Raw genomic sequence first — 9,402 nt, 5'->3', positions numbered from 1 at the left:
GGCCACGAACATGCTCCGCACCCTGCTCTGCACGGCGGGCCTGGCCGCCCTCACCCGTGCGCTCGTCCTCCACGGCCGCGGCTCGCGCTGAGCGGACCCGCTCGACGCGCGTGCCCGCCCGGAGGCTTCCGGGCGGGCACGGCGCTGCACGTCACCCCTCCGGCAACAGGCCCGACTCCGTCAGCAACTGCCCGATCTCGGTCGCGTCGAGCCGCTTCAGCAGTCGGCGCCGCAGCGCCTCCGGCCCCGGCAGGTGCAGTGCGTCGCCGTCCCGCAGCCGGCTGACCGCGGCGAGCAGCGCGCGGACGTCGTAGGTCGAGCCGAACACCTCCGGCACGGCCCGCTCGACGCCCAGGAGCCGGTAGACCGCCTCCATGCCGGTGCGCACCGAGTACTCGGTGGTGAAGATGCAGTCGCGCGTGGTCTCCGCGAACTGCCCGATGAACGCGAAGTTGACCGAGCCCTCCGGTACGACGTCCGGGCGGTCACCGGCCTTGCGCGGCATGAAGAACGACGTCACGTAGGGCATCATCACCGGCACGCAGCGGGCGGCGTCCGCGGCGAGCTCGGGGATCTCGTGCTCCGGGACGCCGAGGTGGTAGAGCCACTCCCGGGTGATCTCCTCGCCCGTGCACTCCTGCATCGGCTTCGCGACGAAGTCGCCGGGCCGGTCGACGAACAGCGAGTACACCCACACCACGACCTGGTCCCGGGGCTGCTGCTTGAAGTGCGGCTGGCGGTTGACCGTCCAGCTCAGCAGCCAGCTCGAATCCTTCGCGGTGACGATGCCGCCGGTGACGACGCGGCCGCTGAACGGGTCGCGCCCGCAGATCTTCCGGATGTACTCCGGGATCCGGTCGTCGAGCGTCGTGACCGTGGCCGACTCCCACTTGGTCTGCGGGATGTGCGCGCCGAAGACGTCCGGGTGCCCGAACGCCGGGTCCTTGGCGGCGATCCGGCGCCACAGGTCCCAGGCCGGGGCCGGGCCGGTGTTCAGCTTCGCGGCGGTGTGGTGGTCGCCCTCGTCGGAGTTCTCGACCAGCGAGCCGATCGTCATGAAGAGCAGGTCGTCCGGCCCGAGGTCGACGCCGCCCGGAGCGCCCCCGGACGTCCAGTGGACGCGGGTGGCCTGTTTGCGGCCGCCGTCGAGCGCGAAGTCGACGTCGGTGACCTCGGTGTCGAAGCGGAACACCACGCCCTGGTCCAGGAGCCACCGGTAGAGGGGCAGCACGAGCGACTCGTACTGGTTGTACCTGGTGAACTTGAGGGCGGAGAAGTCGGGCAAGCCGCCGATGTGGTGGATGAAGCGGTGCAGGTACAGCTTCATCTCGAGGGCGCTGTGCCACTCCTCGAACGCGAACATCGTGCGCCAGTACAGCCAGAAGTTGCTCGCGAGGAACTCGTCGGAGAAGACCTCGTCGATGCGCTTGTCCGCCATCTCCGCGCGCGTGGCGAGGAAGACGCGGGCGATGTCCTTCTGTGCGCGGTCGGTGAGCGTGAACAGGCCGTCGGTGCGGGCGTCCCGGCCGCGGTCGACGGTGGCGCGCCGGAGCGAGACGTTCGGATCGTCCTTGTCGAGCCAGTAGAACTCGTCGAGCACGCTCGCGTCCTCGACCTCGATCGAGGGGATCGAGCGGTAGAGGTCCCACAGGCACTCGAAGTGGTTCTCCATCTCGCGCCCGCCGCGGATCACGAACCCCTTCTTCGGCTCCTTGATCCCGTCCAGCGCCCCGCCCGGCAGGCGCAGCCGCTCCAGCACGGTGATCCGGTGGCCCGGCATCCGCCCGTCCCGGATCAGGAACGCCGCCCCCGCCATCGACGCGAGCCCCGCTCCGACGAACCACGCCGTCTTGTCGTCGACCCCCGCGGGCTTGCGCGGCCGGGCGAAGGCCTCGTAGTTGCCGCTCGCGTAGTGCATCTGCCGGCCACCTCGCTCGTTCTCGTCGCTTGTGCTCGTTGCTCGTTGCTCGTGCTCGTCGCTCGTTCTCGTCACGCGTGCTCGTCGCGCCGCGGACGGGTGCGTGCGTTCGCGTCCGTGGTCCATCCGAACACCGTCGGTGCGTGCCTGCCCAGGGGCCGATGGTCACTTGCGCCGAACGGGGGAACGGGTTCCGCGTACGGGAGAGGGCACGACGGCCTCCGCCGGGGCCGGATAATGGCTGGGTGATCAACAAGCACCTGCGCGTGGTCCTGGCCGAGGACTCCGTCGTCCTGCGCGACGGCATGGTCGAACTGCTCGGCGCCCGTGGCTGCGACGTCGTCGCCACCGCCGGCACGGCACCCGAGCTGCTCGCCGCCGTCGCCGAGCACCGGCCGGACGTGGCCGTCGTCGATGTCCGGATGCCGCCCACCCACACAGACGAGGGCATCCGCGCCGCCGTGGAGATCCGCGCGACGACGCCGGGGGTCGGCATCCTGGTCTTCTCCCAGCACGTCGGGCCCGCCTGGGCCACCCGGCTGCTGGCGGCCGGCTCGGCGGGCGTCGGCTACCTCCTGAAGGAACGCGTCGCCCGCACGTCGGAGTTCGTGGACGCGCTGCACCGGGTCGCCGAGGGCGGCACGGCGCTCGACCCGGAGGTCGTCACCCAGCTGCTTCGCGGTGGTCAGCGCAGCCGGGTGGACGCCCTGACGCCGCGCGAGCGCGAGGTGCTGGAGCTGATGGCACAGGGCCGCTCGAACCGCTCCATCGCCGGACTCCTGACCGTGTCGGAGCGCGCGGTGGAGAAGCACGTCGCCGCGGTGTTCACCAAGTTCGGCCTGCACGCGACGGACACCGACAACCGGCGAGTGAAGGCGGTCCTCACCTACCTGGCAGAGAACGGGAGTTGACGGCCTTGTCGGCCGCACCGGCGCGGGGGACCCCGTCGACCGCGACGCAGATGCCGAACACCCGGTCGTGACCGGTCCAACCGTTGACGCGGCCGCGGTTGTTGCTGATCCGCACGCGCCTCCTCGCCGGATCGAGGGACGACACCAAATGCAGGTACACCGTTCCGGCGACGCGGGCGAGGACGATGTCCCCGGGCTCCAGCTTCGACGGGTCGACCGGGGTGACGGTCACCAACTGGCGGCTGCGGATCAGCGGCACCATCGACGAGCCGCTCGGCCGGAATTCCACGGTGGCCCCGCCGGCGACCCTGGCCGCCACTGCACCCAATGCACTCACCCGGTGATCGTGGCAGATCCGGCCGGGTCGGGCCCACCGATTTTCGTCGTCGGCCCCGGTGGGGTGGGCGGCGACGGCTCCTGCGGGGTCGTCGGGAGGTTCGTCGGGCGAGTGAACAGCGGTGCAGGAGGGCGGGGCGGGCAGTGACGCCGGCGCAGGATCGGTCAGGGAGGTCCTTCGCTGACGGCACCGGCAGTGTCGCCTCGGACGATCTCGTGCGCCTCCCTGAACCCTCGACCCTGCCGTCCGGTCAACCGGCCGCCGCTCATGGGCGTTCAGAGGTGCGTCGGCAACTCCGCGGTGACGACCGTCGGCCCGCCGGGCGGACTGTCGATGCGCAGGACGCCGTCCACCGCCGCGAGCCGCTCGGCCAGACCGGTCAGGCCGGTGCCGCCGCCCGGTCCGGTGCCGCCGCCAGGTCCGGTGCCGAGTGCAGGTCCGGTGCCGAGTGCTGCGCCGCCCCGGCCGTCGTCACGGACGGTGAGGCGGATCCGGCCGTCGGCGGCGTGCGCGGTGAGCTCGGCCGCCCGGGCGCCGCTGTGCTTGGCGACGTTGGTGAGCAACTCGGCGGCGCAGAAGTAGACGGCCCGCTCGACGGCCGGGTCCGGGCGCTCCCGCAGGTCGAGACCGACGGTGACCGGTACGGGCGAGGTGGCGGTGAGCCCCGGCAGCGCCTCGCCGAGGCCGCCGTCCAGGGCCACCGGGTGGATGCCCCGGGTGAGGCGGCGCAGCTCGGCGATGGTGTCGTCGGTCTGGCCGCGGGCGCGGCCGACCAGGGTGCGCAGCCGTTCGGCGTCCAGCGACGCTCCGGCGAGGGTGTCGTCGGCCAGGGAGAGCGTGATGGCGAGGGCGACCAGCCGGGCCTGGGTGCCGTCGTGCAGGTCCCGCTCCAGCCGGCGGAGCTGGTCGGAGTTCTCCGCGAGCAGGACGGCCCGGGCGCTCTCCAGCTCCCGGACGCGCTGCTGGGCGCGGGCCGGGCCCAGCAGCAGGCGTGCGAGCCACCGGTTCAGCTCGCCCGTCGCCCGGACGGCGGCGGGTACGGCGGTGACGAGGGCCAGGCCGACCAGCGGCGCGGTGTCCAGCCGGTCGGCCGGCCGCGCTCCGTCCAGGAGACGGGCCCAGAGCGGAAAGCCGATCAGCCAGCCGCACGCCAGGGGGAGCCCCACGGCGGCGGCGAACCCGAGCGCGCCGACCGGCAGCCGCAGGACGAGGTAGAGCAGCGTCCGCCACGCGACCGGGTCGGTCAGCACGACCCGGCCGCGGGCGAACACGCCCTTGGGACGCGGCAGCGGGGCCGGCCGCTCGACGGACACGCCCAGCAGCCTGCCGACCAGCCACCGGTGCAGCGTGCCGATCCGACGCGCGCCGACCAGCGCGGCGACGACGAACGGCAGGCCGAGCACCGTGAGCGACAGCAGCGCCCCCGCGTAGAGGACGGCGACCGCGTACACGCCGCCGAGTAGCGCGAGCGGCAGGCCGAGGACGGCGAACGCCCACTCGCCCTTGCGCACGGAGAGGTACGGTCGCCGCTCCCTCGATGCCGTCTCAGTCACGCCCGTCGCCCGCCAGCTCCGTCGCCGGCCCCGCGACCGCGCGCAGGCCCGTCACCAGGATCCCCGGAACGGTGAGCGCCACCGCGCCCGCCGCGATCCACCCGCACGCGCCCACCGGGACGCTCGGCACCGCCGACCCCGTCACCGCCCGGCTGAACGCCGCCGACGCCGCCCCCGCGACCGCCGAGCCGAGCAGCACGCCCAGCGCCGCCGTCAGCACCGCCTCCGCGCCGAGCATGCGCATCAGCAGCCCGCGCGTCGCGCCGACCAGCCGCAGCAGTGCGAACTCGCGGCGCCGCTCGGCGGTCACGGCGACCAGGGTGTTGACGGTGGAGACGGTCGCGAAGCAGATCAGCAGCCCCAACTCGGCCTGGCGCAGCCAGACGTCCGTCGCGGAGGTGACGCTGCCCGCGCTCGCCCGTGCGGCGTGCCCGGCGGTGCTTGTCATGATCGACATGGTGCCCGAAAGCCCGACCAGCAGGGCGACCGGCACCACGGCGGACGACAATCGCCGTGCGTACCCGCGCGTGTTCGCATCGGCGAGCCACCCCGCACCGGGGGCGAGCAGCCGTATCGGTGCGCCCAGGACGGCCACCAGCACGCGTGTCATGAGCGGCCCCAGCAGCGCTGCCGCGACCAGCAGCACCAGCGCACCGAGCAGGGCCGCCTGAGCGGCCTTGTCCAGGTCCTCCACGGACCTGGTCGCGGTCAGCCGCAACAGGAGCCCGCCACCCACCAGCGCACCGGTCCCGGCGAGCAGACGCAGCACACCTGTGCGCCCCTGCTCGGTCGAGCTCGCGGTGAGCGCGGCCGCCGGCGAGATCCGGGAGATCCGCCGCGCGGCCACCGCCGACGCCACCAGGCCGACGACCAGTGCGGCGGCGACCGCGACCAGTATCGGCACCGGACTGCCCGGCACCCGCACACCCGGCGCCGCCATCCCGCGCCGCTGCAACGCGGCAAGGAACCAGCGGGCCGATACCGCCCCCAGGGCCCAGGCCGGCACCGCCACCAGCAGCGTCGTCGCGAGCACCTGGCCGCGCGCCAGCCGCCGCGCCTGCCGGGGCGTGGCCGCTATCGTCCGCAGCAGCGCCAGCTCGCGGTGCTGCTGCCGGAGGGCGAAGCCCAGCGCGTTCACCACGACGAAGAACGACACCAGCACGGCGATCTCACCGAACGCACCGGCGATCACCATCACTCCCGGCCCGGCGACGGTCTTCCGGGCCGCCGCCGGAGCGGCGGCCTGGGCGGCGATCAGCGAGCCGAACAGCGTCACGGCGGCGATGGCCAGCAGCAGCGCGGCCGCCAGACCGACGAAGGCGGCCGGCCGCCGTCGCATCTGCCCGAGTGCGATCGAGACCACCGCCCTCACCCGCCCAGCCGGCTCAGCCGCTCGCCGACCTGGGTGGCCGTGGGCCGCTCCAGCTCGTCCACTACCACACCGTCGGCCAGCAGCACCACCCGGTCCGCGTACCCGGCCGCGACCGGATCGTGCGTCACCATCACGCACGTCTGCCCGTCCTCGTCCACCCCCGCCCGGAGCAGGGCCAGGACCTCGTGCCCCGTGGCCCGGTCCAGCGCTCCCGTCGGCTCGTCCGCGAACAGCACCTCCGGCCGACTCACGAGCGCCCGCGCGATCGCCACCCGCTGCTGCTGCCCACCCGACAGCTGCCCCGGCCGGTGCCGCTCCCGCCCGGCCAGCCCCACCCGCGCTATCGCCGCCGACACCCGCCCCCGGTCCGGCCGTTCACCGCCCAGGCGAGCCGGCAGCTCGACGTTCTGTGCGACCGTCATCGCCGGCATCAGGTTGAACGCCTGGAACACGAATCCCACCCGGCTGCGCCGCACCTGCGCCAACCGCCGCTCCGGCAGCCGCGACACCTCCGTCCCGCCCCACCAGACCGACCCCCGGGAGGGCCGGTCCATGCCCGCCAGACAGTGCAACAAGGTGGTCTTCCCGGACCCGGACGGCCCCATCACCGCCGTGAACGTCCCGGGCGCGAAGCCCACCGACACCCCGCGCAACGCCCGCACGGCACCCGAGCCGCGCCCGTACTCCCGGTACAGCCCCTCGGCCCGTGCGGCGAGGACTGCTGTCCCCGGATCCATCGTCATCTCAGCCATGGCTCCATCCTGGGCAGGCGGAGCGCCGAAAACGATCGTGCTGGCCCCCGAATCCGGGGTTCGGAAAACCGAACCCCCAGGTGGGGAGGTAGGTGCCGGCCGCGGGTCTTCCGCCCGCAGGGGCCCTGCCGACCCAGGAGTGCTGCCGGCCCAGGAGCCCTGCCGGCCCAGGAATCCTGCCGGCTCAGGAATCCTGGACGAGCATCCTGCCCTGGGCGCCGTCCTCGGACACGAAGGCGAACAACCTCGGCGACGCGCCGAGGTTGAGCCGGAACGGCACCCAGGTCGAGTCCAGTTGCAGCAGCAGCCGCCACGGTCCGCCGTCCGGCCACTCGTCCCCCTGGAAGAACAGCGGCGTCCCGCCGATCTTGTCGCCGTCGACCCGTTCGACGTAGCGGTCCCGGTCGGCGGCCGGCAGGGCTTCGAGTTCCTGGTCCGTCACGGGGACGGGCTCGGTGACGGGCCGGAGGTCGACGGTGAACTCCACGGCCGAGCCGTCGTCGCCGTACAGACCGGGGCCGGTCTCCAGCGGCAGGGTGGTCAGCGCAAGCACGGGGCCGGCGACGTCGCCGCCCGGCTGCACGATCACCGCGTTCTCACCGCCGTCGGGGTCGATGACGTCGGGATCGAAGAAGTCCTCCTCGTGATCGGCGTGGGTCACGAAGAGGTAGGCCACCTTCCCGTTCCCAGCCGTTCCGAGCACCGGGCCCAACTCGATCTGGCCGACGAACCGCATCGGCCGGTCCCACGCCGCGCTGACCGGCCACTGCGGGCCGGTCACCCACACCGGCTGGCCGCCGAACTTGGTCGTCGGCGTGGAAACCGGACGGTCGGCCGCGGAATAGCCCTCGATGCGCAGTGATGTCCCCATGACCGGCATCATGCCAAGCGAGGATTCCACTCCCGGAGCAGGTGCGCGGCTTCCGTACGTGCCGCCTCGTCGGGTTCCGCAGCCGAGGCCAGCACCGTCGCGAGACCTTCGAAGTACTCCTGGTCCTCGTCCGACTGGAGACAGACGTTGAGGATCGCGTCGCCGAGGTGGTCGACGGTGTCGACGTCGGCCCCGGCGAAGGCCACGAGGACGAGTCGCAGGCCCCGGAGATCGCGCCGCCTGAGCAGCGCCTCCGCCGTCTCCTGCGTGACGGCCGTGTCGTGGCCGTCCTGCAGGAGACGGAGGAGGACCTCCGCGACTTCGGGTACGTCCGCGTGGGCGGCGAGCTGCCGGCCGGCGTTCGCCCGGTCCGACCAGGACGGCGAGGTGGAGGCGCGCAGCGCCGCGTTCAGCATGGGGTCATCCTGGCACGGGCTCACGGGAGGGCGACCGTGGTGATCAGGATGCCGCCGGCGTGGTGCCAGTGGCCGGTGAAGGCCCGGCCGTCCCGGTGGGTGGTGAAGGTTCCGTCAGGGCACACCGTCACGGGCATCTCGACGAGCGGGGCCCACTGCCGGGTCAACGGGTACCAGGCCTTGTAGACGGCCTCCTTGGCACTGAACAGCAACCGGTCCCAGGGGGCCAGGCCCGGAGGCAGCTGCGCGAGCCCGTCCAACTCGGCGGCGGAGGCGGTGAGCCCCAGGACGCCGACCGGCAGCGGTCGCGCCGGCTCGGCGTCGATCCCGAGCGAGGCGAGCCGTCCGGCCGGCGCGACGGCACACGCGGTGTACCCGTCGCAGTGCGTGATGCTGCCGACCGCCCCGTCCGGCCACACCGGCGCACCCCCGGCCCCGGGCAGCAACGGCGCCGGTGCGAAGCCGAGTTGCCCGAGCGCCCGCCGCGCGAGTGTACGGGCGACGGTGAACTGCCGTGCGCGCCGCTCCGGCCGCCCCGCGACGTGCGCGGCCTCGGCCGGGAGGAGCGGCGCCTGCGGCCCGTCCCCGAACGCCTCCGCCCACCGGACGGGCCCGTACGTGGCGCCGCGCATCGGCTGGGCGGGCGGCGCTGGGGCCGTGATCACGCGTCCGGGCCCTTGGCGTTGTCGAGGTGGGCGCGGAGCTGGGTGAGGGCGCGTTGGGTCTGCTGGGAGTGCTTGAAGCCGAGGTGGGCGACCTTGTCGAGGAGGGCGGGCCAGCCGTGGGGGGTGCTGGTGAAGGTGATGGTCAGCCGGGTGCGGGCGCCGTCGTCGACGGGGGTGAGGGTGTAGGAGAAGTCGCCGGTGAAGTGGCCGGAGAGGGTGGTGGTGAGCTGGCGCTCGGCGTCGACGTGGGTCGTGGTGGCGGTGAAGCGCAGCTTCGGCCCGGGCTTGCCGACACCGTTGGGGTGGACGGTGATCCGGGAGGTGCCGCCCTTGTGCTGGGGGGCGGTGGGGCCGGGCTGGAAGGTGTTGTGGGGGGTCCACCAGTTGGCGGCGCCGTTGAGCTCGGCGACGAGGGCGTGCCAGACGCGGTCGGTGGGGTGGTTGAGGACGGTCTCGTCGATGACGTCGATGGTGTGCACGGCAGTTGACCTCGCCTTCGAGTTGTTTCGTGCGTCAGGTGTTTTGGGTGGTGGTGGTTTGGTAGTTGGTGTGGTCGAAGTGGTTGGTTTGGTGTTGGTAGGTGTGGGTGTAGGTGGGCCAGATGGTG

10 protein-coding genes are annotated in these 9,402 nt (G+C 73.2%); 1 reads left to right on the top strand and 9 read right to left on the bottom strand.

All coding sequences use genetic code 11. The features are described 5' to 3' along the window. Window positions 1-151: 151 nt before the first annotated feature. Complete coding sequence (locus tag AB0C76_RS40595; RefSeq protein ID WP_359975577.1) at window positions 152-1,993, bottom strand: oleate hydratase; 1,842 nt, start codon at window positions 1,991-1,993, stop codon at window positions 152-154. A gap of 170 nt (window positions 1,994-2,163) precedes the next feature. Here AB0C76_RS40595 and AB0C76_RS40590 point away from each other — a divergent pair, with 170 nt between their 5' ends. Continuing rightward, the gene (locus tag AB0C76_RS40590; RefSeq protein ID WP_359975574.1) at window positions 2,164-2,829 is read left to right on the top strand and encodes a response regulator transcription factor; all 666 of its coding nucleotides are present in this window, start codon (window positions 2,164-2,166) and stop codon (window positions 2,827-2,829) included. Here AB0C76_RS40590 and AB0C76_RS40585 read toward each other — a convergent pair. The 8 genes from AB0C76_RS40585 to AB0C76_RS40550 all read right to left on the bottom strand — a co-directional run bounded on the left by AB0C76_RS40585 (window position 2,801) and on the right by AB0C76_RS40550 (window position 9,274). Then, a complete protein-coding gene (locus tag AB0C76_RS40585; RefSeq protein WP_359975572.1) occupies window positions 2,801-3,166 on the bottom strand; it encodes a S26 family signal peptidase in 366 nt (121 codons plus the stop codon). The two genes, AB0C76_RS40590 and AB0C76_RS40585, sit on opposite strands and share 29 nt — an antisense overlap. 275 nt (window positions 3,167-3,441) lie before the next feature. Next, complete coding sequence (locus AB0C76_RS40580) at window positions 3,442-4,677, bottom strand: sensor domain-containing protein (protein ID WP_359975569.1); 1,236 nt, start codon at window positions 4,675-4,677, stop codon at window positions 3,442-3,444. Window positions 4,678-4,711: 34 nt separating this feature from the next. Beyond that, window positions 4,712-6,082: an FtsX-like permease family protein gene (locus AB0C76_RS40575; RefSeq protein WP_359975566.1), complete on the bottom strand. Its 1,371-nt coding sequence runs from the start codon at window positions 6,080-6,082 to the stop codon at window positions 4,712-4,714. Window positions 6,083-6,087: 5 nt separating this feature from the next. Then, window positions 6,088-6,834, bottom strand: a complete 747-nt coding sequence (locus tag AB0C76_RS40570) for an ABC transporter ATP-binding protein (protein ID WP_359975579.1) — start codon at window positions 6,832-6,834, stop codon at window positions 6,088-6,090. Window positions 6,835-7,027: 193 nt separating this feature from the next. Then, on the bottom strand, window positions 7,028-7,714 hold the full coding sequence (locus AB0C76_RS40565) for a DUF1963 domain-containing protein (RefSeq protein ID WP_359975563.1): 687 nt from the start codon (window positions 7,712-7,714) through the stop codon (window positions 7,028-7,030). 8 nt (window positions 7,715-7,722) lie between these two features. Continuing rightward, window positions 7,723-8,130 (bottom strand): hypothetical protein, encoded by a 408-nt coding sequence (locus tag AB0C76_RS40560; RefSeq protein WP_359975560.1) that lies wholly within the window; start codon window positions 8,128-8,130, stop codon window positions 7,723-7,725. Window positions 8,131-8,150: 20 nt separating this feature from the next. Next, entirely contained in the window at window positions 8,151-8,795 is a 645-nt protein-coding gene (locus AB0C76_RS40555) for a 4'-phosphopantetheinyl transferase superfamily protein (protein WP_359975557.1), read from the bottom strand. Beyond that, a complete protein-coding gene (locus AB0C76_RS40550) occupies window positions 8,792-9,274 on the bottom strand; it encodes an SRPBCC family protein (RefSeq protein ID WP_359975554.1) in 483 nt (160 codons plus the stop codon). The genes AB0C76_RS40555 and AB0C76_RS40550 overlap by 4 nt, the downstream gene beginning before the upstream one ends. Between the last annotated feature and the right edge of the window lie 128 nt (window positions 9,275-9,402).

Origin of the sequence: Kitasatospora sp. NPDC048722 (assembly GCF_040650235.1) — a bacterium.
In the GTDB taxonomy this organism is placed as follows: domain Bacteria; phylum Actinomycetota; class Actinomycetes; order Streptomycetales; family Streptomycetaceae; genus Kitasatospora.
This window is presented reverse-complemented; position numbering and strand designations above follow the sequence as displayed.